Source organism: Nocardiopsis sp. NPDC055551 (genome assembly GCF_053619415.1).
Genome location: NZ_JBSHJJ010000014.1, coordinates 79,086 through 102,994, shown reverse-complemented (window position 1 = coordinate 102,994; position 23,909 = coordinate 79,086). Strand labels below are relative to the sequence as shown.

The 23,909-nt window shown below is 70.2% G+C and carries 24 protein-coding genes; 11 read left to right on the top strand and 13 right to left on the bottom strand.

Annotation, left to right across the window (positions count from 1 at the left end):
- Positions 1-262 precede the first annotated feature (262 nt).
- The gene (locus ACWGSK_RS23545) at positions 263-1,222 is read right to left on the bottom strand and encodes a tyrosine-type recombinase/integrase (protein ID WP_452456763.1); all 960 of its coding nucleotides are present in this window, start codon (positions 1,220-1,222) and stop codon (positions 263-265) included.
- Between the two features lie 511 nt (positions 1,223-1,733).
- On the opposite strand from ACWGSK_RS23545, the gene ACWGSK_RS23540 reads away from it, so the two are divergent.
- From ACWGSK_RS23540 to ACWGSK_RS23530, 3 genes are read left to right on the top strand one after another with little or no spacing between them, the layout of a single operon-like run.
- On the top strand, positions 1,734-2,003 hold the full coding sequence (locus tag ACWGSK_RS23540) for a helix-turn-helix domain-containing protein (protein WP_358506011.1): 270 nt from the start codon (positions 1,734-1,736) through the stop codon (positions 2,001-2,003).
- Positions 2,000-2,443, top strand: a complete 444-nt coding sequence (locus ACWGSK_RS23535) for a hypothetical protein (RefSeq protein WP_358506014.1) — start codon at positions 2,000-2,002, stop codon at positions 2,441-2,443. Before ACWGSK_RS23540 ends, ACWGSK_RS23535 begins: the two co-directional genes overlap by 4 nt.
- Positions 2,440-2,889 (top strand): DUF6292 family protein, encoded by a 450-nt coding sequence (locus ACWGSK_RS23530; protein ID WP_358506017.1) that lies wholly within the window; start codon positions 2,440-2,442, stop codon positions 2,887-2,889. Before ACWGSK_RS23535 ends, ACWGSK_RS23530 begins: the two co-directional genes overlap by 4 nt.
- Before the next feature lie 54 nt (positions 2,890-2,943).
- Here the strand turns inward: ACWGSK_RS23530 and ACWGSK_RS23525 are convergent, their stop codons facing one another.
- Positions 2,944-3,618, bottom strand: coding sequence for a class I SAM-dependent methyltransferase (locus ACWGSK_RS23525; RefSeq protein WP_452456762.1), 675 nt, complete (start codon positions 3,616-3,618; stop codon positions 2,944-2,946).
- Positions 3,615-4,622: an NAD(P)/FAD-dependent oxidoreductase gene (locus ACWGSK_RS23520; RefSeq protein ID WP_452456761.1), complete on the bottom strand. Its 1,008-nt coding sequence runs from the start codon at positions 4,620-4,622 to the stop codon at positions 3,615-3,617. Before ACWGSK_RS23520 ends, ACWGSK_RS23525 begins: the two co-directional genes overlap by 4 nt.
- Before the next feature lie 81 nt (positions 4,623-4,703).
- Between ACWGSK_RS23520 and ACWGSK_RS23515 the strand changes: the two genes are divergently transcribed.
- Positions 4,704-5,300: a helix-turn-helix domain-containing protein gene (locus ACWGSK_RS23515; RefSeq protein ID WP_452456760.1), complete on the top strand. Its 597-nt coding sequence runs from the start codon at positions 4,704-4,706 to the stop codon at positions 5,298-5,300.
- A 16-nt stretch (positions 5,301-5,316) separates the two neighbouring features.
- Here the strand turns inward: ACWGSK_RS23515 and ACWGSK_RS23510 are convergent, their stop codons facing one another.
- Positions 5,317-6,720, bottom strand: coding sequence for an aminotransferase-like domain-containing protein (locus ACWGSK_RS23510; RefSeq protein WP_452456759.1), 1,404 nt, complete (start codon positions 6,718-6,720; stop codon positions 5,317-5,319).
- Here ACWGSK_RS23510 and ACWGSK_RS23505 point away from each other — a divergent pair.
- Entirely contained in the window at positions 6,719-7,729 is a 1,011-nt protein-coding gene (locus ACWGSK_RS23505; RefSeq protein WP_452456758.1) for a DMT family transporter, read from the top strand. The two genes, ACWGSK_RS23510 and ACWGSK_RS23505, sit on opposite strands and share 2 nt — an antisense overlap.
- Here the strand turns inward: ACWGSK_RS23505 and ACWGSK_RS23500 are convergent.
- The 3 genes from ACWGSK_RS23500 to amaB all read right to left on the bottom strand — a co-directional run bounded on the left by ACWGSK_RS23500 (position 7,704) and on the right by amaB (position 10,356).
- Positions 7,704-8,129 (bottom strand): organic hydroperoxide resistance protein, encoded by a 426-nt coding sequence (locus ACWGSK_RS23500; RefSeq protein ID WP_358506035.1) that lies wholly within the window; start codon positions 8,127-8,129, stop codon positions 7,704-7,706. The two genes, ACWGSK_RS23505 and ACWGSK_RS23500, sit on opposite strands and share 26 nt — an antisense overlap.
- A 14-nt stretch (positions 8,130-8,143) precedes the next feature.
- Positions 8,144-8,641: a MarR family winged helix-turn-helix transcriptional regulator gene (locus ACWGSK_RS23495; protein WP_358506038.1), complete on the bottom strand. Its 498-nt coding sequence runs from the start codon at positions 8,639-8,641 to the stop codon at positions 8,144-8,146.
- A gap of 167 nt (positions 8,642-8,808) precedes the next feature.
- Positions 8,809-10,356 carry an L-piperidine-6-carboxylate dehydrogenase gene (gene amaB / locus ACWGSK_RS23490; RefSeq protein ID WP_452456757.1) on the bottom strand — a complete coding sequence of 516 codons (1,548 nt, stop codon included), beginning with the start codon at positions 10,354-10,356 and terminating at the stop codon, positions 8,809-8,811.
- A 175-nt stretch (positions 10,357-10,531) separates the two neighbouring features.
- On the opposite strand from amaB, the gene ACWGSK_RS23485 reads away from it, so the two are divergent.
- The 3 genes from ACWGSK_RS23485 to ACWGSK_RS23475 all read left to right on the top strand — a co-directional run bounded on the left by ACWGSK_RS23485 (position 10,532) and on the right by ACWGSK_RS23475 (position 14,330).
- The gene (locus ACWGSK_RS23485; RefSeq protein ID WP_452456756.1) at positions 10,532-11,602 is read left to right on the top strand and encodes a pyroglutamyl peptidase; all 1,071 of its coding nucleotides are present in this window, start codon (positions 10,532-10,534) and stop codon (positions 11,600-11,602) included.
- Positions 11,603-11,750: 148 nt separating this feature from the next.
- A complete protein-coding gene (locus ACWGSK_RS23480; RefSeq protein WP_452456755.1) occupies positions 11,751-13,412 on the top strand; it encodes a polysaccharide deacetylase family protein in 1,662 nt (553 codons plus the stop codon).
- Between the two features lie 195 nt (positions 13,413-13,607).
- The gene (locus tag ACWGSK_RS23475) at positions 13,608-14,330 is read left to right on the top strand and encodes a polysaccharide deacetylase family protein (RefSeq protein ID WP_358506049.1); all 723 of its coding nucleotides are present in this window, start codon (positions 13,608-13,610) and stop codon (positions 14,328-14,330) included.
- A gap of 106 nt (positions 14,331-14,436) precedes the next feature.
- On the opposite strand, the gene ACWGSK_RS23470 is transcribed toward ACWGSK_RS23475, so the two are convergent.
- A complete protein-coding gene (locus tag ACWGSK_RS23470) occupies positions 14,437-15,846 on the bottom strand; it encodes an aldehyde dehydrogenase family protein (RefSeq protein WP_452456754.1) in 1,410 nt (469 codons plus the stop codon).
- A gap of 62 nt (positions 15,847-15,908) precedes the next feature.
- Between ACWGSK_RS23470 and ACWGSK_RS23465 the strand changes: the two genes are divergently transcribed.
- Positions 15,909-16,535 carry a TetR/AcrR family transcriptional regulator gene (locus ACWGSK_RS23465; RefSeq protein ID WP_452456753.1) on the top strand — a complete coding sequence of 209 codons (627 nt, stop codon included), beginning with the start codon at positions 15,909-15,911 and terminating at the stop codon, positions 16,533-16,535.
- Positions 16,536-16,556: 21 nt separating this feature from the next.
- Here the strand turns inward: ACWGSK_RS23465 and ACWGSK_RS23460 are convergent, their stop codons facing one another.
- From ACWGSK_RS23460 to ACWGSK_RS23450, 3 genes are all read right to left on the bottom strand, one after another.
- Entirely contained in the window at positions 16,557-17,012 is a 456-nt protein-coding gene (locus tag ACWGSK_RS23460) for a DUF6653 family protein (protein WP_452456752.1), read from the bottom strand.
- Between the two features lie 118 nt (positions 17,013-17,130).
- Positions 17,131-18,024 (bottom strand): hypothetical protein, encoded by an 894-nt coding sequence (locus ACWGSK_RS23455; protein ID WP_452456751.1) that lies wholly within the window; start codon positions 18,022-18,024, stop codon positions 17,131-17,133.
- Positions 18,021-18,761, bottom strand: a complete 741-nt coding sequence (locus ACWGSK_RS23450; RefSeq protein WP_452456750.1) for a helix-turn-helix domain-containing protein — start codon at positions 18,759-18,761, stop codon at positions 18,021-18,023. Before ACWGSK_RS23450 ends, ACWGSK_RS23455 begins: the two co-directional genes overlap by 4 nt.
- Positions 18,762-18,911: 150 nt before the next feature.
- Here ACWGSK_RS23450 and glsA point away from each other — a divergent pair, with 150 nt between their 5' ends.
- Positions 18,912-20,183, top strand: coding sequence for a glutaminase A (gene glsA, locus ACWGSK_RS23445; protein WP_452456749.1), 1,272 nt, complete (start codon positions 18,912-18,914; stop codon positions 20,181-20,183).
- 244 nt (positions 20,184-20,427) lie between these two features.
- Positions 20,428-21,531 (top strand): Rv2578c family radical SAM protein, encoded by a 1,104-nt coding sequence (locus ACWGSK_RS23440; RefSeq protein WP_452456748.1) that lies wholly within the window; start codon positions 20,428-20,430, stop codon positions 21,529-21,531.
- A 49-nt stretch (positions 21,532-21,580) separates the two neighbouring features.
- Here ACWGSK_RS23440 and ACWGSK_RS23435 read toward each other — a convergent pair whose 3' ends face one another.
- On the bottom strand, positions 21,581-22,516 hold the full coding sequence (locus ACWGSK_RS23435) for a sigma-70 family RNA polymerase sigma factor (RefSeq protein WP_358506074.1): 936 nt from the start codon (positions 22,514-22,516) through the stop codon (positions 21,581-21,583).
- Positions 22,517-22,526: 10 nt separating this feature from the next.
- On the bottom strand, positions 22,527-23,717 hold the full coding sequence (locus ACWGSK_RS23430) for an NAD(P)/FAD-dependent oxidoreductase (protein ID WP_358506077.1): 1,191 nt from the start codon (positions 23,715-23,717) through the stop codon (positions 22,527-22,529).
- Positions 23,718-23,909 lie beyond the last annotated feature (192 nt).

Genomic DNA, 23,909 nt, shown 5'->3' with positions numbered 1-23,909 from the left:
CTGTGGCCGGGGCAGGGACCCTCAGCTCTCACCCCGTCACCCACCAGCGGTCGAAGACCAGCACACCGAGCCCGAGGCCGCCAGCCCTCCGCGCCACCGGGAGCTGCGGCTTCCGCTCTACGTCGCTCCACCCGGTCACCCGGCAGCGTTCCCGGGCCGAGCCTCGCTCCGCGATGTGGCACCCCGGACACGGCGTGCTCGCGCGGAGCGCGCCGACGGATGACGGGATGGACCTCGAGGAACGGGGGCGTGCGTGGACCGGTCATCGGTCCACCGTGAGCGCCTCCAGCGCGGCGGCCTTATCGGCTTCGGTGGGCAGGGCGTAGCGGCGGGTGGTGTTGATGTCGGCGTGTCCCATCAGTTCGGCGACCGTGACCAGGTCGACCGGCTCGCGCGCCGGCTCGCCACGGCCGCGCACCAGGTCGGTGCCGAAGGTGCGGCGCAGCACGTGCGGACCGAACACCTCGCCGTCATCTGACGGTCCGACCCCCGCCGCCGCGCCCAGCGCGGTGACCGCCGCGGCGGCTGCCCGCGTCGACAGCCGGCCCCCGTCGTAGTTGCGCACCAGCGGTCCCGCGCCGGGGCGGCCGAGATCGTCCAGGAGGAGTTCGAGGGAGGAGCGGATCTCGGCGTGCAACGGCACCGTGCGGTCTTTTCCGCCCAGGCGTCCCTTGCCACGTACTCGCACCGTGCCCTTGCGGGCCGAGGCCCGGAGGTCGGCCACGTCCAAGGCGACGATCTCGGCGATGCGCAGCCCGGCGTAGTAGGCCAGGTGGCAGATCACCCGGTCACGCACCGAGGCGTCCCGGGCCACGGTGCGCAGGAACCGCAGCAGCGTGCGCTGGTCCAACGCCCGGGGCGCGGAGGGGCGGCTCAGGTGTTCGCGCACCACTGCGGGGCGCCCCGAGCCGCGCAGGGCGAAGAAGGCGTCCAGCGCGGCGAGCCGGTTGTTGATCGTGGCCGCCGACAGGCGAGCGCCCCCGCGGGTGCGGGTGTTCTTCAAGGTGCGCCGCCAGTCGCGCACCGCCCAATCCCGCGCGGTCGCATCGGTGAGCGGGTCGCCGTCCAGCGCGCCGGCCTCGCGCGCGTCGGCGAGCCAGGCCAGGAAGTAGCCGACGTTGCGCCGGTACTTGTCGCGGGTGGCCGCGCCCAGGTCGGTCGCCGAGGCCAGCCTCGCGGCGAAGGTCGCACGTTCTGCGTCCAGGTCGCCGGGCAACGCCACGGTTCGGCGCGGTCGCCCGGTGCGTGTGTTTCCAGAAGTAGAGCCTCCCGCAGCGAGGCCGTGCAAGTCACCTGCGAACTACGTGTCCTGCTGGCGAAGGGGCGGAAATGTGAACCAAGGGTGTCAACAGATGTGACAGTTACCGGAACTCACCGTTCCGTTCCTACTCGGACCCCATCATCGACCACGGTGAACCCGTGGGCGCGGCGGCCCGCACCACACCGTGAGCGGGGGCGGGCGTCTTCGGACGTCCGCCCCCGCTCGTTTCGTGCTCACCCGGCCGTCGTCATCGTGCGTTCGTCGACCGAAAAAAATCTTCCTGCATTTTAAACTCCGGTCGCGTTAACCCCCTACTCAAAGGGCGCAAGGGCTCGCAGAGTATGAAGAGGTCTTCGGGAGGGAAGAACCGAAGGGACCCTGGTCCCGATCCCTGACATTCTGGAATTACCAGGGCGTGTTCACTCAAGACCCACCCCTGTACACGCTTCACTGCGATTGCTAGGTTCACGTTATGACCCAACCGCGGGAACTCCGCGTCATCGAGCAGAAAAAGCTCCTGGTCAGTGTCCGCAAAGCCGCCCAAATACTCGATGTATCAGAGCGCGTGGTATATGACCTCTGCTACAGCGAAGAACTGGAGTCGGTGAAGATCGGACCCAAGAAATGGATTCGTAGAATCACGTGCGAATCACTCAACAAGTACGTCGACAACGCCGTACGCGAATCCCGAATCGACCACGAGCACGGATCACAGACACCGTTGAAAGGTGGTGCCCCGTGAATACACTACCCACAGCCGAAAGAATTCCGGCCCTTCCCAGGCGCGAACCGACCCGACCGATCGAGCCCTCGGTCTCCGGACCCCGCAGACTGACCGCGTGCGCTCGCGACGTGGCCGCCCTGATCGAGGCGGACCCCGGGCTGTGGCCGGCCCTGACCACGTGTGTCACCGACACCAACGGGCTGACCACCGTCCACTACGCCGCCGTGCACGGCGGTGGTCTGGCCTCCTCACTGTTCGGCCCCGACGGGGTCGTCTCCCGCTGGCGCGCCCGCCTGCACGCGCCCACCGAGGCCAGGCGCGAACGCTCCCAGGGCCGCGAACGTGTGGTGACCCTGCGCGGCCACCACTCCGGATACGCCGTCACGGTGCTCTTCACCGTCCTTTCCGGCACCCGCGCCCCCGACGGGGACACCCCCGAACAGGAGTCCGAGAGGTGACCACTCCCCCATCCTCGTCCCGTCTGCTGTACGTGGACGTCAACACCACTCCTTGGCCGCTCAACCACCACGCCTACGTGCACGCGTGCGCCGAACGGTTGCGCAAGGAGGTCGACCACGCCCCGCGGGTCCACTTCCCCGAGAGCCACCTGCAACGGAGCGACACCCGCGGAGCGCTGGTGCGTCTGGACGGACCCGACCACGACGACGTCCTGCTGACCTGGGACGAACAGCGCGGCTGGGCCCGGCTGGAACAGTCCGTCCGTCGTCCCTTGGTCCTTGGCGCCGAGCCCCTACTGGAACCGGAGGCCTTCGCCCACGCCGTCACCGCCCTGCTGAGGCCGGGGACCCGACAGCTGGTGATGGTCCTGGATCGTTCCCGCCTGTTCGCCCATCCGGTGGACGTGGTCTTCGAACGCCGACTGGCGGCCTACCGGGATCTGTGACCCTCCCGGGAGAGTCCTCCTTCGAAACGGGAGGGAAGGAGGACCCCACACCCGTCAGCGGACCCTGTGGGCCAGCACCACAGCGTCGGTCATGGTCACCTCGGTGCCGTCACCACGGCGGCGTGTGCGCGACCGCGGCTCCGCCGCCAGCACCCGCCACCGGTCGGTTCCCAGTACCGCCGTCACCTCCTCGGGCGCCACGTGGGCGCGCCCGTGGCCGGCGTGCGGGGCGTGCCCGTGGGCGTCGGAGGGGTCGTGGCCCACGATGAGCAGCCGCCCCCGCGGCGCGACCCGGTCGGCCAGGTGTTCCACCAGCTTCACGAAGGGCCCCTCGGGGTGGGCGTAGTGGCTGGTGACCAGGTCGAACCCGCTCAGGTGCGGGTCGAGTGCGCCGGCGTCGGCCCGCACCCACCGGATGCGCGCGGCGGCCTCGGCGTCGACCCTGCCCACCGATGCCCGGGCCCGCTCCAGCGCGTTGGCGGAGATGTCCACCGCGGTGACCTCCCAGCCGTGCCGGGCCAGCCACAGACTGTCGGCGCCCAGCCCGGCGCCGACCTCCAATACCCGACCCGGATCCAGGTCGCCGGCGGCGGCCACCAGTTGCGGGTTGGGCTCACCCGGCCCGTGCTGCCCGTGCTCACCGTGCCCGTGGCCGTCCCGGTAGCGTTCTTCCCAGAACTCCCGGTCGAAGTCGTTCCCCATGTGCGTCCCCCCGTCGTCGTTGCTCACAGTCGGTGCCCCTGGCCCACACGCGCGGCCACCTCACGCTCGGCCTCGGCCGAGAAGGGGCGCCGCGCGGCCAGGGCCCGGTCGATCTCGGTGTTGACGAGGTCGGCGTTGATCTGCGCCGCGACAAGGGTGCCGGCCGCTCCGGAGGCCCCCACCTGGGCGGACACGTCGGTGGCGTTGCCCGCCACCCACACCCCGGCCACCTCGGCGCGGCCCATGGCATCCACCGTCAGGTGCTCGCCCACTCCCATGGGGTGGGTCACCGGTGCCAGACCCAGCGGGGCCAGGAAGTCGACCCTGGCCACCATCCGGCCGGCCACGACCAGTGCCCGGCGCTCCACCAGTCCTCCCCCGGCCAGACGTACCCCCGCCAGGGCATCGGCGACCGTCTCCACCCCGGCCACCCGCTCCTCGATCACCTTGATGCCGCGCACGGCCAGCCGCTCGGCCTGTTCGTCCTCCACCGTGGTCCCGTTCGCGAAGAAGAGCACGTCCGCGCTCCACTGGCTGAACATCAGCGCCTGGTGCACCGACATCGGCCCGGTGGCCAGCACTCCGATGGGTTCGTCACGTACCTCCCACCCGTGGCAGTAGGGGCAGTGCAGTACGTCGCGGCCCCAGCGCTCGGCCAGTCCGGGGATGTCGGGCAGTTCGTCGACCAGTCCGGTGGCCACCAGCACCCGGGCCGCTCCCACCGTGCGCCCGTCCTCCAGCGAGGCCACGAACGCGCCCGCCTCGCCCTCGACCGAGCGCACCCGCCCCCGCGTGACGTGGGCCCCGTAGGAGCGGGCCTCGGCCCGCCCCCTCTCCAACAGCTCACCCGGGGGCGTGCCCTCCAGGCCCAGCAGACCGTGCACCCCGGCCGCCGGGGCGTTGCGCGGCTCACCCGCGTCCACCACCAGCACCGATCGTCGGGCCCTGGCCAGGGTGAGCGCCCCGCTCAGCCCCGCCGCGCCGCCGCCGATCACCAACACCTCGTAGAAGTCCTCGACCTGATCGTCCACTGTGGACCACCTCCCCGGACCACAGTGCGCCCCGCCCCCACCATCCGACAAGCCCTGTTGCCGGTGTGGCAAAATACGGGGATGGACCACGATCTCGATCAGGCTCTGAACTCCGTCGGACCACGCCTGCGCACCCTGCGCACCCAACGCGGCATCACCCTGTCCGACCTGGCCACCACCACCGCCATCTCGGTGAGCACCCTGTCACGGTTGGAGACCGGCGAGCGCAGACCCACCCTCGAACTCCTCCTGCCCCTGGCGCGCGCCTACGGGGTCACCCTCGACGAACTCGTCGACGCACCACCCACCGGCGACCCGCGTATCCACATGCGTGCCACCACCCGAGACGGCATGACGATGATCCCCCTGACCCGTCGCCCCGGCGGCATCCAGGCCTACAAACTCGTCTTTCCACCGGGCACCGACCGCCGCGAACCCGACCCCCGCACCCACGAGGGCTACGAGTGGCTCTACGTCCTCAACGGACGCCTGCGCGTGGTCCTGGGCGAACACGACCTGGTTCTCAAGGCCGGTGAGGCCGCCGAGTTCGACACCCGTGTCCCCCACTGGTTCGGTTCCGCCGACGAGCGCGCGGTGGAGTTCCTCAGCCTCTTCGGAGCACAGGGCGAGAAGGCCCACCTGCGCGCCCGCCCCAAGCAGGGTGATCGACCCGCCTGAAGACCCGTCGACGCCCTCACCCCCGGGACAGCACCCGGCCCAGCCGACGGGCGCCCTCGACGAAACCGCCCGGATCGGGACCGGCGTAGTTGAGCCGAAGGTAGGGTCCGGCCGGCTCGGCCGGAAACCACTCATCGCCCGGCGCCACCAACACCCCCTCCTCCTCGCACCGACGCGCCAGGGCCTTGACGTCGCTCCCCTCGGGCAGTCGCACCCACAGGTTCAACCCGCCCGCCGGCACCGCCTCCACCATCGTGGTGGGGGCGTGCTCGGTCAACGCCGCCACCAACAGGTCCCGACGCTGGGCCAACCGCCGGCGCAACCCCTTCACGTGTGTATGCCAGGCCGGGCGGGTGACCACGTCCAAGGCCACCTGTTGCAGCACACCGGACACGTACATCGACTCGCTCTGGGCCCCGGCCGACACCCGTTCCCGCACCGGCCCACGGGCCACCACCGCCGCCACCCGCACCGCCGGCGACACGCTCTTGGTCAGCGAACGCACGTACACCACGTGCCCGTCGTCCTCACGGGCCGCCACCGGAACGGGGTCGGCGTCGATCCCGAAGTCGTGCGCCCAGTCGTCCTCGATCAGGAACGCCCCGTGCGAGCGCACCACCTCCAGCACCTCCTCGATGGTGCGCGTCGACCACCGGGCACCGGTCGGGTTGGCGAAGGTGGGTTGGGCGTAGAAGGCGCGCGCCCCCGTGGTGGCGAACGCCCGGTCCAACTCCACCGGGTCCGGTCCGTACGCCCCGCTGGGCACCGGCACCGCGGCGATCCCCGATCGCGCCGCCGCGGAGATGGCGCCCCAGTAGGTGGGCGACTCCATCAACACCGGTCTCCCCGGGCCCGCCAAGGAACGGAACACCGTACTCAGCCCGCTCTGGCTGCCGGGGAAGATCACCACGTCCCCGGCCGTGACCGGGCTGAGCGTGCCCGGGGTCGACTCGGCCAGGGCGGCGGCGAACCACTCCTGCAATTCGGCCAGGCCCGCCGCCGGAGGTCGATCCACCACCGCCCCGCCGCGGCCGGCCCGTGCCAGGGCCGAACGCACCAAGGACTCGGGCAGCAGTTCCCGATCCGGATAGCCCGAGTGCAGGGCGATGACGTCGTTGGGGGCGGTGCGAAGCGCCACCGAGGGACGCCGGGCCCTTGGGGAGGCGCCCAGAGCGGCGCTCTGCCAACCGTAGTCACGGGCGCGCACCACCCGAGGAGCGCGCACGAAGGAACCCGCCCCGGGCCGACTCTCCACCAACCCCTGCGTCACCAGCACGCGCAGCGCCTTCTGCACCGTCACCGGGCTCACCCCGTGGCGGGCCACCAACTCCCGGCTGGAGGGCAGCCTCGCCCCGGGCGCGGCCCCACCGATCCACTCGCGAAGCCACGCCACGACCCGCTCACTGCTATCGTTGGACATGAAGAAACACGATAGCGCTATCGAACCAGAGGCGCCACCGCTACTCATCTCGCGGGCCGGCCTGGGCTGGGGCCTATTGGGCGTGGCCGCCTTCTCCCTCACCGTCCCCCTGACCCGCCTGGCCGTGGCCGACGGAGGCCTGGCACCCCTGTTCACCGGCACCGGGCGGGCGGTCGTGGCGGCCCTGCTCGCCGCCGGCGCCCTGGTCCTGACCCGACAACGTCTTCCACGCCCTTGGCAGTGGGCCCGACTGGGTCTGGTCGCCGCGGGAATCGTCGTCGGTTTTCCCGTACTGACCTCGCTGGCGCTGACCGGTACCGGCGCCGCGCACAGCGCCGTCGTCATCGGCCTGCTGCCGGCCGCGACCGCCACCGTGGCAGTGCTTCGCACCGGCGAGCGCCCCGGTGCGCGTTTTTGGGCCATGGTCGCCCTGGGAGCCGTGGCCGCGGTCGCCTTCGCCACGCTCACCGGCGCCGCTCCCGGGCCACCCGACCTGTTCGACCTGCTGCTGTTCGGCGCGGTCGTGGCCGCAGCCCTCGGGTATGCCGAGGGCGGCCTGCTCGCCCGGGAACTGGGTGCCTGGCAGACCGTGTCCTGGGCGCTGGTCCTCAGCGCCCCGGTGACCCTCCCCTTGACCCTGTGGTCGCTCTCCCAGCATCCGCCCCAGGCCACCGCCGCCCAGTGGGCGGCCTTCGCCTACCTGGCCCTGATCAGCATGTACCTGGGGTTCTTCGCCTGGTACCGAGGGCTGGCCATCGGCCCCATGGCCCGCGTAAGCCAGGTCCAACTCACCCAACCGGTCATGACCATCACCTGGGCCGCCCTGCTGCTGGGCGAGCCCCTGACCGGGCCCGTCCTGGCCGGTGGCGCGGCCGTGCTGGCCTGCGCCGCCGTGGCGGTGCGGGCACGCCTGGAACCGGGCACGCACGAGCGGGGCCGTACCCACACCGGGTGGGTACGGCCCCGCGGGCGAGCGGCTACGCTCAGGCGGTCTTCGCGGCCAGGTTGACCACGATGTTGCCGCGGGTGGCGCGCGAGTAGGGGCACACCTGGTGGGCGTCCTCGACCAGCTTGTCGGCCTCCTCCTGCGACAGGTTCGGCAGGTTCACGGTCAGGTCGACCACCAGGTCCAGACCCTCGTCCTTGCCCAGGGTGACCTGGGAGTCGATGCTGGATCCGGACACGTCGGCCTTGGTCTGGGCGGCGACCTTCTTCAGGGCACCGTGGAAGCAGGCCGCGTACCCGACGGCGAAGAGCTGCTCGGGGTTGGTGCCCGGGCCGTCGTCGCCGCCCACGCCCTTGGGCACCGACAGGTCCACCGACAGGCGGCCGTCGTCGGTCTTGCCCGAGCCCTTGCGGCCCTCACCGGTGACGGTGGCGCTGGCCGTGTACATCTTCTGGAAAGCCATGACTTGTCCCTTCCTCAGGGGTCGAGCCGCTCGCTCGGCCCCGTTCGCGATGTGGTTCGGTGCCCCGCCTGGGCGGTCACCGAACGGGTGACGTGGTCGAGTAGCGCACGCAGGTCCTCGACCTTGCCCTCGGGCAGGTCGGTGGCGCACAGGACACGAGGGGGAATCCCCTCTGCGCGCTCTCGTAGGCGCTCGCCCTCATCGGTGAGAGCCACGTGGACGATGCGTTCGTCCTCGGGTCCGCGTCTGCGGGTGAGCAGCCCCGCCCCCTCCATCCGACGCAGCAGGGGCGAGAGCGTACCGGTGTCCAGGCTCAACGCCAGCCCCAGTTCCTTGACCGGCAACGTCCCCCGTTCCCACAGCACCAGCATCACCAGGTACTGCGGGTAGGTCAGCTCCAGCTCGGTCAGGATCTCCCGGTAGAGCCCGGTCAGGGCCCGGGAGGCGGTGTAGAGGGCGAAGCACAGCTGGTTGTCCAGAGCGAGGGGGTCCCCCTCCTCGGTGCCGGCCATGTCCCCTCCCCACGATGCGCGTCTCGGCGTTCGTCGGCCACGCTAACAGAATTCGGTTGTGCACAACACTATTGGGCGCGACTATTTTGGTCGGTGTCCTCGCCCGGCCGAGAACGGGCGCCCCGGCGGGGCCCGCACCCCTGGGGGCACGGGCTCCGCCGATCACCTCACAAGAACTCCACGCCCTGGGCCAAGGGCAGCTCACCGCCGTAGTTGACGGTGTTGGTGGCCCGCCTCATGTACGCCTTCCACGAGTCCGAACCCGACTCCCGTCCCCCACCGGTGTCCTTCTCGCCACCGAAGGCCCCACCGATCTCGGCCCCCGAGGTACCGATGTTGACGTTGACGATCCCGCAGTCCGACCCTGCCGCCGACAGGAAACGCTCGGCCTCGGCCTGGTCCTGGGTGAAGATCGCCGAGCTCAACCCCTGCGGCACCCCGTTGTGCAGCTCCACCGCTTCCTCGAAGGTGCGGTAGGACATCACGTACAGGATCGGCGCGAAGGTCTCCTCCCGCACCACCTCGGTCTGGGACGGCATGCGCACCACGGCCGGCTCCACGTAGAAGGCGTCACCGGCCTCCTCCTCCAACCGGCGTCCACCGCCCACCAGCACCCGCCCACCATCGCCCTGGGCCCGCTCCAGCGCCGAGACCATCGCCTTGTGACCGCGCTCGCCCACCAACGGCCCCACCAGGGTCGATTCCTGATAGGGGTCACCGATCCGGTCGCGCAGCTGGGCGTAGGCGTCCACCACCCGCTCACACACCGCCTCCACCACGTCCTCGTGCACGATCAGCCGGCGCAGCGTCGTACACCTTTGACCGGCCGTGCCCGCGGCGGAGAACACGCTGCCGCGCACCACCAGGTCCAGGTCGGCCGAGGGCGCCACCACCGCGGCGTTGTTACCCCCCAGCTCCAACAGGTACCGACCCATCCGAGCCGCCACCCTCGGCGCCACCGCGCGACCCATCGCCGTGGACCCGGTCGCCGACACCAACGCCACCCGGGCGTCCTCCACCAGCACCGAACCCACCTCGGCGCCGCCCAGCACCACCCGGTGCACCCCTTCCGGGGCGCCCACGTCCGCGGCCGCGCGCATCAACAACCCGTGGCAGGCCAACCCCGTCAGCGAGGCCGTCTCCGAGGGCTTCCACACCACCGTGTCACCGCACACCAGGGCCACACAGGTATTCCACGACCACACCGCCACCGGGAAGTTGAAGGCGGTGATCACCCCGACCACCCCCAAGGGGTGCCAGGTCTCCATCAGCCGGTGCCCGGGACGCTCCGAGGGCATGGTGCGCCCGTACAACTGGCGTGACAACCCCACCGCGAAGTCGCAGATGTCGATCATCTCCTGCACCTCGCCCAGCGCCTCGGAGCGGATCTTGCCCGCCTCGATGGTCACCAGCTCGGCCAGGTCCCCCTTGTGTTCGCGCAGCAACTCGCCCAGACGGTGCACCAGTTCTCCGCGCCGGGGCGCGGGGGTGTCACGCCAGGTGGAAGCGAAGGTCTCGGCGGCCTCGGCCACGGCCCGTTCGGCGCTTTGGGGGGTATCGAACTCCACGTCGAACAGGTCCTGCCCGGTGATCGGTGTGCGGGCACTCCCGCTCGCCCCGACCGGCTCGGGCAGATGGGTCACACCGCACCGTTCCAAAGCGGTCCGCGCGCGTTCGGCGAGGACCTGCGTTTCGGGTAGGGAACCGTTGGTCATCAGTTTTGCTCTCTCCGTTGAGAGGGACGACGGACACCTCACACCTTGCCAACTCCGCGCCCCACAAACCAGACCCATCGTCACTCTCGCCCCGCCCCACGGGCCTTCACGGCTTTTTCGTCACCCGTGAACGTTAGACTCGGCGGGCCCATCCCCGACTCGGACAGACCACCCCGTGCACCCTGCCACCACCCTCGAAGAGGACCGCGCCCGCCTGCCCTTCCCCCGCAGGTCGCTGGCCCGGTCCGGATTCGACGCCGCCGATCCTCTCTTCAACGCCGACCTGCGCGACTCCACCACCTACGAACAGGTCCGGGAGGTGGTCACCTCCCACGCCTCCCGCCTGTGGACGGAGGCCACCCGCACCTCCACCAACGGCCCCGTGGACGACCGCCCCCTGTACTGGGCCAGGCTCACCCTCTCGGCGCGCCTACGCGCCTGGAGTCCGTCCTTCGATCTGAGCCCGGACGAGCACGCCGAACTCCTGCGCCTGTGGGAACGCACCTCCCGCGGCATCACCGACCTGGAATTCCCACCGGGAGACCGGTGGGTGCGCGTGGTCGTGACCGGTTTCGACCCCTTCGGACTGGAGGAGGACCTGGAGTGCTCCAACCCCTCCGGGGCCGCCGCCCTGGCCCTGCACGGCTGGACCTTCCCCGTGGGCGAGCGCACCGCGGTGGTGCGCTCGGCGCTGTTCCCGGTGCGTTGGGACGACTTCGCCCACGGCCTGGTGGAGGACGCCCTGGCCACCCGGCACGGTGTCGTCGACGCCGCACTGACCCTGAGCCGTGGTCGCCCCGACCGCTTCGACCTGGAGGTGTTCAACGGCGCCTGGCGCGGAGGGGGCCTGGACAACGTCGGTGTGGGTCGCACCGGGCAGATCCCACTACCCGAGGGGCCGGGTCCCCAGTGGACGCGTTCGTCCCTGCCGGTGGAGCGCATGGTGGAGGCGGCCTCGGGCCCCTTCACCGTGGTGGCCAACACCGAGGTCGTCGAGGTGGCGGCGGACGCGGACGAAGAGGTGAGGCTCCCCCAGGGACCGAGCGAGGGCTCTGCTGCCCGGGCCGGTGGCGGCGGGGACTACCTGTCCAACGAGATCGCCTACCGCAACACCGTGTTGCGTGATCGGACCGGCACCGGGGCGCGTTCGGGTCACGTGCACCTGCCGCGGACCACCCGCCCGGACGAGCACGTGCCGATGGTGGAACAGTTGCGCCTGCTCGTGGCCGCGGCGGTGACGGAATAGAGCCTTCTTTCGGGGCCCGACGCGCCCGGTCGCGTGCCGGGCCCCGAACTTCGCATTCCACCCACGATGGGGCGATTTATTACTCTTTGAAATGCTAAGGTCGCGCTGCGTCCCACTCAGGACCCCCCTCCTTCGATATGGTCCACCCGTGGTTGTCACCTCACTGCAACGAAAAGTCACCGTCTGTAGCGCCCTGGGGCTGCTTCTGCTCCCCGGCTGCCAGGCGGCGGACACGACCGATCCCTACGCCGAAGCCATCGGATTCATCTCCGCCGACCTACCGGACCTGCACACGCGCACCGTGTCCGTGGAAACCGACCACAACACGGTGAGCTACCGGTATCCGGTACTGGGTGAGTCGCACCCGCTTTCGATCCAAGTGCGCACCGCCATGGCCGAACGCCAGACCGCCTTCCTGGAAGAGGCACCCGAGGGGCGCGCCCCCGAACTGAACCAGGACACCGAACTGTTGGCCGCTTCCGCCGACGTCATCGGCCTACGCCTCAACGTCGTCGACTCCACCGCGCAGGGCCCCGAGTCCTCCACGCTGTGGTACGACGCCCATGGCGGGCAGGTGCTGCCCTGGACCTCCCTGTTCCGTGACGAACAGGCCCTGGCCCAGGCACACGTGAACCTGATCGATGTCCTGCGGGAGGAGTACGAACTGACCGACGAGGAACTGCCCGACCCGCTCGGCGAGGTCGCCGCCTACGCCGAGTCCCTGGCCACCGAACAGCAGGGCCAGGAGAGCGAGACCCAAGAGGAGGAGGGCCGCGACACCAAGGAGCAACCGGCGCCGGCCGATTCCTCCGACCGATCCAAGGGCTCCGAAGACGAGGACGGCTCCGACCGTTCCGATGACACCGACGACTCCGACGGGGACGAGCGTGCGGCCCTGCCTCCGGGGGAGGCCGACCTCACCGACCCCGAACAGGCCCAAGAGGTGGCCGATGCCTGGGCCCACTCGCCACTGGCCGACCTGGCCTTCAGCACCGCCGGCGGCCTGGCCGTACGCATGGACCCCGACCAGGTGCCCGGGCCCGGCAACGACGACGAGGTCCTGGTTCCCATCGAACCCGAGGTGGCCGAGGAGACACTGTCCGAACTGGGCTACCAGGCCCGTGACGCCGCCGTCCACGGCAACGCCTCGACCGAGAGCCTGGACCTGGGGCCCGAGGCCACCACCGAAGGCACCACCTTGGACTGTGCCCAGGCCAAATGTGTGGCCCTGACCTTCGACGACGGCCCCGGTGAGCACACCGAGGCGCTGCTGGACAGCCTGGACGACTACCAGGCCAAGGCCACCTTCTACGTCCTGGGCTCGTTGGTGGGCGAGTTCCCCGACGTGGTCGAGCGCACCGCCGCCGAAGGACACGAGGTCGCCAATCACACCTGGAAGCACGACGATCTGGCCACCATGTCCGACGACGCCATCCGAAAGGACCTACAGCGCACCGACGACGCCATCGAGGAGATCACCGGCGAGGCCCCGGTGACCATGCGCCCGCCCTACGGCTCGCTCAACGCCACCGTGCGCAGCGCCACCGGGCATCCGCTCATCCTGTGGGACGTGGACACCATGGACTGGGAGAGCCGCGACACCAAGGCCGTGTCCAAGCACGCCCTGGACGAGACCCAGGCGGGCAGCGTGGTGCTCTTCCACGACATCCACAAGTCCACCGTGGACGCCATCCCGAAGGTCTTGGCGGGCCTGCACGAGGAGGGCTACCACTTCGTGACGGTCAAGGACCTGTTCGGTTTGGACGATATGGAGGCGGGCGAGGTCATCACCGACGCCCGACTGAATTGATCGGGGGTAGAAGGGGCCGGGGCGTGGACGACGCCCCGGCCCCTTCTGTGTGTGCCATCCGGCCCCCGCATCCCCTGGGGCACGGCGCGATCCTCGTTCCATCCCCCTGACGGAGCGAGGAGTCCTTGCTCACTTCGAGGCTCTGAACTGGGCTTACCTTTGCCCCCACCCGAAACTTCGCATACATTTCGACGCGTGAACGTTACCTCTTTGATGCGTAAGGCCGCCGCTGGCGGGGTATTGGCCACCACCGGGCTCTTGACCCTGACCACGCTCCCCGCGGCCGCGGACACCGAACGCCCCCGACCCGACTGCGCCGACGTCAAGTGCGTGGCCCTGACCTTCGACGACGGCCCCGGTGAGCACACCGACGAACTCCTCGACATCCTCGACGAGAACGACGCCAAGGCCACCTTCTACGTCCTGGGCTCCAAACTCGACTCCCACACCGAGGAGGTCGAGCGCATGGTCCGGGAAGACCACGAGGTCGGCAACCACACCTGGGACCACGCCGACCTGGCCACTCTGTCGGCGAGCAAGATCAAGGACGACCTCCAGCGCACCGACAAGGCCATCAAGGACGTCACCGGTCAGACGCCCACCACCATGCGCCCGCCCTACGGCTCCCTCAGCGACACCGCCCGCGAGACCATCGACAAGCCCATGCTCCTGTGGGACGTCGACACCCTGGACTGGCAGCACCGTGACCCCGAGACCACCGTGGACATCGCCGAAGAGGAGACCGACGAGGGCAGCGTCCTGCTCTTCCACGACATCCATGAGACCACCGTCGAGGCCATCCCCGACGTGCTGGAGACCCTCTCCGAGGACGGCTACGAGTTCGTGACCGTCGACGAGATGATGGGCTCCGAGGTCGAGGCCGGCACCGCCTACTCCGACGCCCGTTCCCTGGGTTGACCGGGCGGGTCGGAACCGTGAGGGGTAACGCACCGCGGTCCGAACACGCGGAGGATCCCCCTCGTGTTCGGACCGCCCGGCCGCCCTTCGCGATACCGGCGCCGCCTCACACCATCCGACGCATCAGTTTCTCCTTGAACTCCGTGATCGGGGCGTAGGCCAGCTTCATCGTGTCCAGCGCCAACGACTTGTCCAACACCGGCTTGACGTGCGAGAACGTGTCGATGGAGGCCTCGGCGTGGTAGGCGCCCATCCCGCTCTCACCCACACCGCCGAAGGGCAGGTCCGGCACGGCCAGGTGCGCGATCGGCAGCCCGAACGCGACCCCGCCCGAGGACGTCTCGGTGATCAACCGTCGCTTGGTGACCTCTGAGTCGGTGAACCCGTACAGCGCCAACGGCTTGTCCCGCTCATTGACGAACCGGATCGCCGCGTCCAGGTCCGGGACCGTGAGCACCGGCAGGATCGGACCGAAGATCTCCTCTGCCATCACCGGGCTGTAGGGGTCCACACCGCCCAACACCGTGGGCTCCATGTACAGCGAATCACGATCGGCGCGTCCACCGGCGACGACCTCACCACTGTCCAACAACGCGCTGAGCCGGTCGAAGTGCCGCTCGTTGACGATGCGCCCGTAGTCGGGGCTCGTCTTGGGGTCGGAGCCGAACATCTCGGTGATCGCCGTCGCCAACTCACGCTGGAGCCTTCGCGCGGTGTCGCCGATGGCCAACACGTAGTCCGGGGCCACACAGGTCTGGCCCGCGTTGGTGAACTTGCCCCAGACCAGACGCCGAGCCGTGGTGGCCAGGTCCACGCCCGGCTCCACGACCGCCGGGCTCTTGCCGCCGAGCTCCAACGTCACCGGTGTCAGGTGCTTGACCGCGGCCGCCATCACGATCCGCGCCACCGCCGCGTTGCCGGTGTAGAAGATGTGGTCGAACCGCTCCTCCAGCAGGGCGGTGCTCTCGGGCACCCCGCCCTCGACCACGGCCACGGCCTCGGTGTCCAGGTAGCGCGGCACCAACTCGGCGAGCGCGCCGGAGGTGGCCGGGGCCAACTCGCTGGGTTTGATCACCGCGCTGTTACCCGCCGCGATGGCGCCGGCCAACGGCGCCAACGCCAGGTTCAGTGGATAGTTCCACGGGCTGATGATCAGCACCGTGCCCAACGGCTCACGCACCCATCGCGCCTTGGCCGGTGCCAGCGCCATCGGCACCCCCACCCGCTTGGGCCGCAGCCACGAGGCCAGGTTCCTCAGAATGTGGTCGATCTCATTGACCACGTACCCGATCTCGGTGGTGTGCGCCTCCAGGGAGGGCTTGCCCAGATCGTCCTTCAGGGCCTTGTCCCAGGTGGGACGCTCCTCGGTGAGCATCCGGCGCAACGCCCGCAGCTGGGCCCTTCGCCAGGAGATCGGCTTGGTCCGGCCGTTGTCGAAGGTGGACCGAAGACGCGCGACCACAGGCGGGATCTCGGTGGTCAACGTCAGGGGTTGGGGAGTCTCGGTGTCAGCCATGCCCTGGATACTAAACGAAAACGTTTCGTTTTTACCAGGTGCCGGCCACTAGGATTCATCCCATGACGACGGACCATCTGCCCGACACGACCGCACCGGTCGCCCCCCGAGGGAGGCCCCGCGACGCCGGCCGGGACCGCGCGCTGATGGACGCCACCCTCACCGAACTCCGACTCAACGGCTACAGCGGCCTGACCACCGCCGCCGTCGCACGACGCGCCGGTGTCTCCACCGCCACCCTCTACCGGCGCTGGAGTTCCAAACAGGACCTGGTCGTGGGAGCCGCACAGGCCTGGGCCGAGGACCTGGGGCCCGACCACGACACCGGCACCCTGCCCGGCGACCTCGGCGCCCTGCTGCACGACAAGGCCGCCGCGCTCCAGGGCCCCTCCGGGTTGCTGTTGCGCGCCATCCTGGGCGAGGCCGCCCACAACCGTGCCCTGGCCGACGTCCTCTACGACGCGTTCATCCTGCCCCTGCAAAACCGGGTCCTGGCCCTGCTGGAGCGCGGTGTGCTGCGCGAGGAGATCCCACCGGTGGAGGACCCACTGGTCGTCGCCGAGATGGTCATCGGCCCCATGGTCAGCCACACCTTCCTCCTACCGGACGACGACGGCCGTGACCACGGCGACGACATCGCCGACCGCCTCCTGCCCTATCTCCTGCGCGCCCTGGGCCATCGCCCCTGAGACGAGGACTCTTCGAGGCCCTCACCACGCGGGCTCTCCCCGTTGCGGCGAGCGGTCGTGGTAGCGGACCATCTGCTCCCAGTACACGAGCGTGAGCGCCATCTGCGCCGCACAGGCCACCGCCGTGGGCAACGGGCGACGGTACCTCGCCCCGATCAACGCGACCACTGCCGCCGCCGTGGCCGCGGCGTTGACGGCCAGGGCCGCGTCCCGGGGCCGCTCCAGCATCCACCGCTCCTCACCGAGCATCGCCCGCGTCGACCACGCCCGCTCATGGGCGGGCCGGGGGAAGATCACCGGATTGAGGGCGAACCAGACGGCCACCGCGGCGGCCTGTCCTCGACTGCGCGTCCAGACGGGGAGCAGGACCAGCGGGATGGTGGCCCACCGGCTCCAGGCACTCCACGGATTCGAGTGGCGGGCGAACACCGCCCGCCTGATCCGAGCGAACCCGCCACCCGGGGAAGTCTTGCTCATGTGCGCTGCGCTCCCTCTCGCGAACCACGGACGCTATCCCCAGAGCGGAAACGGTTCAACTCCCCTCCCCGGCCCTACCGCCCCACTCCCGGGATGAGCCCTCAGGCGACCTCGCGCCTCATCGGCCGTTGGCGCGAAGAACGGCCACCGCGGAGACGGTCGTGTACCCGCGCCACTCCAGGGCCGCGGCTTCGGAGTGACTCGAAAAGTCGACGGCCCAACCCCCGTCTGGGCGCCGGCCCCGCTCCAAACGGTCCAGGTCACGGGTGACGGCGGCGGCGTCGACGACATCGCGCATCGGGTGTTCGGGCAAGGGCGCCAGGTCCAGCAGGTGGAGCGTCTCACCCTCGGTGCCTCCCTCGACCGGGAGCGCCCCATCGGCGGGAACGAACCGTGCCAGGCGCGCCCGCTGCTCACGCGCCTGGGGATGTGTGTCCGCGGCGGCGTCGAGGAACCCCAGCGCGAATAACAGGACGTAGGCGAACGGGGCCTCCTCGATTCGGGCGATCGCGTCCAGGCAGTACCTCGTCGCTCGCGCGGTCCAGGGATGCGTCCTCGCCTCGGCGTCGAATCGCCCCACGCGGAGGGCCTGGGCCGCGACCGCCGCGGTGATCTGCAACGACGACACCCGGGGGTCGGCCTGGGCCCAGAAGGGCGCGCACGCGGTCGGATCGGCGACGGGCAATGCGAAGGGCAGGCCGCCGTCGGGCAGGGTCACCGAGTCCAGCCAGTCGAGCAACCCGAGGGTCGCGGGCGTGGTGGTGGGTCCGGCTTCGGCGATGGCCTCCAGTGCGTGCAGGGCGCCGGCCGGTTGGCTCTCGGGGGCGCGCAGATCCGGCTCGATCCCCCAGCCGTAGCCGCCGTCGTCGTTGCGGTAGCCCTCCAGCGCGGCGAGGACGGCCCGCCGGTCGCGCTCGGTGGCCTCGCCGGTGAGCAGGGCGAAGCGGCGCCGATCCAACACACGTGCGTGGGCCGTCATGAACGAGGTGGCCCGGTCGATGTCGATGCTCATGCCGTCGACGGTGTCATGCGCGGAGCCGATCGTCTTGAAGGAATCGGCCGGCCTCGGCCCAGGAGGTCTCCGGGGGTCGTTCCGGCCAGGCGTCGCACGTCGCGGTTCAAGTGGGACTGGTCGGCGTAGCCGGCCGCGGTCGACGCCTGGGCCAACGATGTGCCGGAACGTGCCAGGTGGAGCGCGTGCTGGAAACGGTGGATGGTGGTCAGGGTCTTGGGTCCGTACCCGAAGACGCGGTCGCCCAGGCGGCGCAGGGTACGTTCGGACATCTCGTGCCGGTACGCGAGGTCGGGGACGTCGAGCCCGGCCCGGGCGAAGCGGTCCAACGACTCCGCCAGGTTCAAGAGGATCGGGTCGGGTTCGGTCCGTCGCCACAGCGTCACGTAGAGGTCCTCCAACGCCGCGACCGGATCACCGTAAGCGCTTTCCCTGATTCGGGGCGGGATCGTGGTCAGCTCCTCCAACTCCAAGCGCCGATCGGTCAACTCAAGGGCGGGGACACCCAACAGCGAATACGCCACGCCGGGGGCCAGTCTCAGTCCCCAGGTCACCGCACCGTCCTCGCCCGGAGAGACCATGGCGGTGGTGTCCGCGCCGGCGAACAGGAAGCGGCCTTTGGACCACATCAGGTCCATGACGGCGTCGGGCAGGATACGCACCTCGCCGGAGCCGGTCCGAACCCGCCACAGCGTCGCCCCCGTGCGGGGACCGCGCCATGCCCGGTAGTCGTCCATCGCCGGCGCCTCCTCGCCTCGACCGTACCGCCGCCGCTGCGCCGAAGGGGTGTGCGCGCATGTCGGCCCGGGCGCGGGCACGATCGTGGTTACCGTGGGGTTAGTCGGCCAAGGGTGCCTCCACGGCACAGCGTCCACGAGGGGAACCCGATGCGCTCACCGATCATGGACTACCTGGACGACATCATCGCCCAGACCGCCCACGTCGATTCCGGGGCCCCGGCCGACTACATCCCCGAACTCGCCGCCGCCGACCCCGAGCGCGTGGCGGTGGCCCTGTGCACGGTCAACGGCACCGTGTACGCGAGCGGAGAGGCCGACCATGAGTTCAGCATCCAGTCGATGTCCAAACCGTTCGCCTACGCGCTGGCCATCGAGGACCGCGGACTGGACGACATCCTCGACCGTGTCGGTGTGGAGCCCAGTGGCGAGGCCTTCAACGAACTCTCGTTGGACCCCGAGACCGGCAAACCGCGCAACCCGATGATCAACGCCGGGGCCATCGCCACCCACGCGCTCATCCACGACGAACCGGCGCCGGCGGTGGACCGGTTGCTCGCGCTCTACTCCGAACTCGCCCAACGGCCGATCGTGATCGACGAGTCGTTGGCCGCCTCCGAACTGGCGACCGGCGACCGCAACCTCGGTCTGGCCTACCTGCTGCACGCCTCGGAACGCTTGTCCAAGGACCCCGCCGCCGCCGTGCAGGGATACATCCGCCAGTGTTCGGCCTCGGTCACCGTGCGCGACCTGGCCCTGATGGCCTCGACCCTGGCCAACGGCGGAGTCCAGCCCAACACCGGCCGGTCACTGTTCGGCCGCCAGACCACCCGGCACCTGCTGAGCGTGATGACCACCTGCGGCATGTACGACGCGGCCGGGGACTGGCTCACCTCGGTGGGCATCCCCGCCAAGAGCGGCGTGGCCGGCGGCATCATCGGGGTACTTCCCGGACAGGTGGGCGTGGCGGCGTTCTCACCCCGGCTGGACGAGCACGGCAACAGCGCCCGCGGCGTGGTGATGATGGAGAAGCTCTCACAGGACCTGGGCCTGCACCTGATGGAACCGGGTCGGCCGGCGCGTTCGGCGCTGCGCGAAATCCGAAAGGAGACGGTCGAGGGTGAACCTGCCACCATCTACGTGCTCCAGGGCGACATGGTGCTGAGCAGCATCGAGGCGCTGGTGCACGAACTGGTCCACAACCCGCCCTCCACCGACCTGGTCATCTTCGACATGAGTCGGGTGGACGAAGTACTGCCGGTGGCGCGCCGCACGTCGGCGGCGATGGCGACCAAACTCATCGACGCCGGCCACACCCTCATCCTGATCGACCCCGAGGAGACCATGCCGGGGTTCCAGGACGCTCAGGGACGTGGGATGCAGCGCTGGACGAGCGCGTACCTGGCGCGTCACCTGGACTAGCCGGGCCTGGAGTCGGCGGAACCGCCGAGGTGCCCGGGGTGGTGGGGCGACGGGGGTCGTTCGAGGTGTGGGCAGCGCGAAGTGGGCGAAGACCGTGGCTCCCCCATATCAATGGGACACCACGCGAACCCTCCCGCGCCACCTCGGCCCCTCGCGCCTGTGGACGGCCCGCCCTCTCCCCCGCGAGAATCCCTGCCCTGTCGGAAGACTGGACAGTCATTCGAAAACATGTTCGAATCAGGGCATGCGCTGGGAGAACCTGCGAGAAGACAGCGACTCAGGACAGACCGCACTGTTCGAAGCACCCACCACATCACCGGCCCGAGGCAGCGGCCGGGCCGGGCTCACCGCGCCCTCCCCCGCGCCCATCCAGGCGGGCGCGGACGGCGAACCGGTCGCCATCGAGATCCGGGCCCGCTCCATCATCAACCGCGTCCCCGGCGCCGACCCCATGTTCCGGTGGACCATCAATCCGTATCGGGGGTGCGCGCACGCCTGCGTGTACTGTTTCGCCCGACGCACCCACGAGTACCTGGACCTGGACAGCGGCCGGGACTTCGACACCCGAATCCTGGTCAAGACCAACGCCGGCGAGCTGTTGCGCGCCCAACTGGCGCGTTCCTCCTGGCGGGGCGAACACATCGCCATGGGCACCAACACCGATCCCTACCAGCGGGCCGAGGGCCACTACCGGCTCATGCCACAGATCATCTCCGCGCTGCGCGACGCCGCCAACCCCTTCTCCATCCTCACCAAGGGCACCCTGATCCTGCGCGACGCCGACCTGCTCGAACAGGCCGCCCGCGTCACCGAGGTGGGGCTGGCGGTCTCGGTGGGTTCGGTCGACGAACAGGTCTGGCGCACCGTGGAACCGGGCGCCCCCGCGCCCCGGGCCCGCCTGGACGTGGTGCGCCGACTGGCCGACCGGGGGCTGAAGTGTTCGGTGCTGATGGCGCCGATCCTGCCCGGTCTGACCGACTCGGTCGAGCAGATCGAACGCACCGTCGCCGCCATCGCCGAGGCCGGAGCCCAACGCCTGACCCCGATCGTGCTGCACCTGCGCCCCGGCGCCCGCGAGTGGTATCGGTCCTGGCTCGAACGCGAACACCCGCGCCTGGTACCGCTGTATCGGGAGCTGTACGGCAACGGTTCCTACGCCCGCGCCTCCTACCGGCGCATCGTCACCTCGGCGGTACGCGAGATCGCCGCCCGCCACGGCCTGAACCGCCCGGGCTCACCCCGCGACGCCGGCCGAGAGCCCCCCGTCGCCGAGACCGACACCGACGGGCGACTCCCCCTCGACCTGCCCGCCCCCACCGACCGAACCGGGGCATACTCGTCCGCGTGAGCGCTCCTTGTACCGGCCTCGGCGCGGAACGGCCATCGAAGGACCCGGGTCACCACTGTTCGATGAGCGGGTCGTCGTGCTCGGCGCGACGCCAGAGTTCGTTGAGGCGTTCCAACCGGCCCCGGGAGGACACACCGACCAGGTTCACGACCTTGCCCTCCCGCAGTCCCAGGGCCACCACACCCACGACCCGGTCCCCCAGCGCCGCGACCATGGCGGGCGTTCCGTTGACCACGGCCGCGTGGATCGACGGCGACCCACCGACGAGCCTGCGCTTGGCCGGGGTCGGTTTGAAACCGGCCCGCAGGTTCGCGGCGATCGGTCCCACACCCGTGCGGCGCATCAGCTTGCCGCCCACACCGGCACCCTCGCTGACCACCGTGGCGTCGTCGGTCAACAACTCCACCAACCGTTCGGTCCTACCCGAGGACGCGGCCTCGACGAACGCCTCGACGATGCGCCGCGCAGCCGAACGGTCGGCCTCCCCCGCGACCCTCTCCGAGGCCACCCGCCGCCGGGCACGGTGCACATGCTGCTGACTGGAGGTCTCGGTGATGTCGAGGATGTCGGCGACCTCCGCGTGACTGTAGGAGAACGCCTCGCGCAGCACGTAGACGGCGCGTTCGACCGGACTGAGGCGCTCCATGAGCAGCAACACCGCCAGGGTCACCGACTCGCGTTGTTCGACGGTCTGGGCCGGGCCCAGCATCGGGTCTCCGTCCAGCAGGGGTTCGGGCAACCAGTCGCCGGCCGCGCGTTCCCGCCTGACCTGCGCGGACCGGAGCCGGTCCAGGGCGAGGTTGGTGACCACCTTGGTCAGCCACGCCTCGGGCACCTCTATGCGAGCGGGGTCGGAGGCCTGCCAACGCAGGTAGGCGTCCTGGACGGTGTCCTCGGCGTCGGCGGCCGAGCCGAGCAGGCGATAGGCGAGGGAGGCCAACCGGTCGCGGTTGGCCTCGAACCGTTCAACGGTGACGGTGTCCACGAAGGCCACGTTAGTCGGCGACCACCTTCCCCGTATCGACGGACACCGGCCGGATCCGGCGTCTGCGTGTGGGCAGCCCGAAGGTGGGGTGACCCATGCTCCAGGCGACGGTGCGGAGCACGGCCGACTTGACCCTGGTGGCCGCCCATCCCCGCAGCGCCCAGGTCTTGGGGCGGGCCCGGCCGTCGACCACCTGGAAGAACGCGTCCCGGGAGCCGAGGCTGACACAGTTGCCCAGGTAGGACAGCGGGACCTTCGCGGGTTCGGTCCCGGTCAGCTCGGCGATGATCGCGGACGTGGCCTGCATCCGGGTGAATCCGGCCGAGGCGCAGGACATCGGCAGCGGCCGACCGTGGTCGTCGATGGCGTGGACGCTGTCTCCGGCGGCGTGGATCTGGGGGTGGGAGACCGAGCGCATCCGCCGGTCGACGCTGATCCGACCATCGGCGGCCACCGCCAGTCCGCTGTCGGCGGCGATGGGGTGGACGGCGAACCCGGCCGCCCACACGGTCACGTCGGTCTCGAACACCTGGCCATCGGCCGCGATGGCCTCCCCTTCTCCGACCTTGGTGATGGTGGTGTGTTCGTGCACCTCGATGCCGAACCGGGCGAAGGCCCGGGCCAGGTGGTCTCGGGCCTGGGAGCCCGACCAACCGACCGGCTCGCCGGTGGTGGCCAGGGCGACCCGCAGCCGCGGGTGGGCTTCGGCGATCTCGGTGGCGGCCTCGACCGCGGTGAGGTTGCCGCCCACCACGAGCACTCGGCCGCCCGGCTCCAGTGTGTCCAGCCTTTGCCGCAACCGTTCGGCGGCGGGCCGTCCGGCGACGTGGAAGGCGTGTTCGCGTACTCCCGGCACACCGTGGTCGGCGATGGTGCTGCCCAGTGTGTACAGCAGGGTGTCGTACTCCAGTTCCTCGGTGCCCGACTCCCCCACCACGGTGACGGTCCGTCGCTCGGGGGCCAGAGCGGTCACCCGGGCGATCTTCAAGTGGACGCCGGTGCCGGCGAACATGTCCGCGAGCCCGCGGCGACGCGGTGGTCGTCCGGCGGCGACCTGGTGCAGGCGCATTCGTTCCACGAAGTCGGATTCGGCGTTGACGACGGTGATGTGGACGTCGTCGGGGTGCAGGTGACGGGCGAGGTATCCGGTCGCGGCGGCTCCGGCGTAGCCGGCCCCGAGGACGATGACGCGGTGTCGCATGAGCTTGCTCCTGTCCGTTCGTGTGCCCCTTGAACGAGACGGCTCGCGTGTTCCTGACAGGGCCTTGACGTGACTTGAGTCACATGACTTCTAAGGGTGTGAATAGATCCGAACCAGCACCTTGACGACGTAGATTCACAATCGAAATCGAAGTGCCCGGGACCAGCGAGCCCGGCTCCCCGTCGGCCACCC

Excerpts from the sequence above, each read along its gene's own strand:
- ACWGSK_RS23540 (WP_358506011.1), top strand. The coding sequence starts at position 1,734 with ATGACCCAACCGCGGGAACTCCGCGTCATCGAGCAGAAAAAGCTCCTG.
- ACWGSK_RS23515 (WP_452456760.1), top strand. The coding sequence starts at position 4,704 with ATGGACCACGATCTCGATCAGGCTCTGAACTCCGTCGGACCACGCCTG.
- ACWGSK_RS23505 (WP_452456758.1), top strand. The coding sequence starts at position 6,719 with ATGAAGAAACACGATAGCGCTATCGAACCAGAGGCGCCACCGCTACTC.
- ACWGSK_RS23510 (WP_452456759.1), bottom strand. The coding sequence starts at position 6,720 with ATGTCCAACGATAGCAGTGAGCGGGTCGTGGCGTGGCTTCGCGAGTGG.
- ACWGSK_RS23500 (WP_358506035.1), bottom strand. The coding sequence starts at position 8,129 with ATGGCTTTCCAGAAGATGTACACGGCCAGCGCCACCGTCACCGGTGAG.
- ACWGSK_RS23495 (WP_358506038.1), bottom strand. The coding sequence starts at position 8,641 with ATGGCCGGCACCGAGGAGGGGGACCCCCTCGCTCTGGACAACCAGCTG.
- amaB (WP_452456757.1), bottom strand. The coding sequence starts at position 10,356 with ATGACCAACGGTTCCCTACCCGAAACGCAGGTCCTCGCCGAACGCGCG.
- ACWGSK_RS23470 (WP_452456754.1), bottom strand. The coding sequence starts at position 15,846 with ATGGCTGACACCGAGACTCCCCAACCCCTGACGTTGACCACCGAGATC.
- ACWGSK_RS23465 (WP_452456753.1), top strand. The coding sequence starts at position 15,909 with ATGACGACGGACCATCTGCCCGACACGACCGCACCGGTCGCCCCCCGA.
- ACWGSK_RS23460 (WP_452456752.1), bottom strand. The coding sequence starts at position 17,012 with ATGAGCAAGACTTCCCCGGGTGGCGGGTTCGCTCGGATCAGGCGGGCG.
- ACWGSK_RS23455 (WP_452456751.1), bottom strand. The coding sequence starts at position 18,024 with ATGAGCATCGACATCGACCGGGCCACCTCGTTCATGACGGCCCACGCA.
- ACWGSK_RS23450 (WP_452456750.1), bottom strand. The coding sequence starts at position 18,761 with ATGGACGACTACCGGGCATGGCGCGGTCCCCGCACGGGGGCGACGCTG.
- glsA (WP_452456749.1), top strand. The coding sequence starts at position 18,912 with ATGCGCTCACCGATCATGGACTACCTGGACGACATCATCGCCCAGACC.
- ACWGSK_RS23440 (WP_452456748.1), top strand. The coding sequence starts at position 20,428 with ATGCGCTGGGAGAACCTGCGAGAAGACAGCGACTCAGGACAGACCGCA.
- ACWGSK_RS23430 (WP_358506077.1), bottom strand. The coding sequence starts at position 23,717 with ATGCGACACCGCGTCATCGTCCTCGGGGCCGGCTACGCCGGAGCCGCC.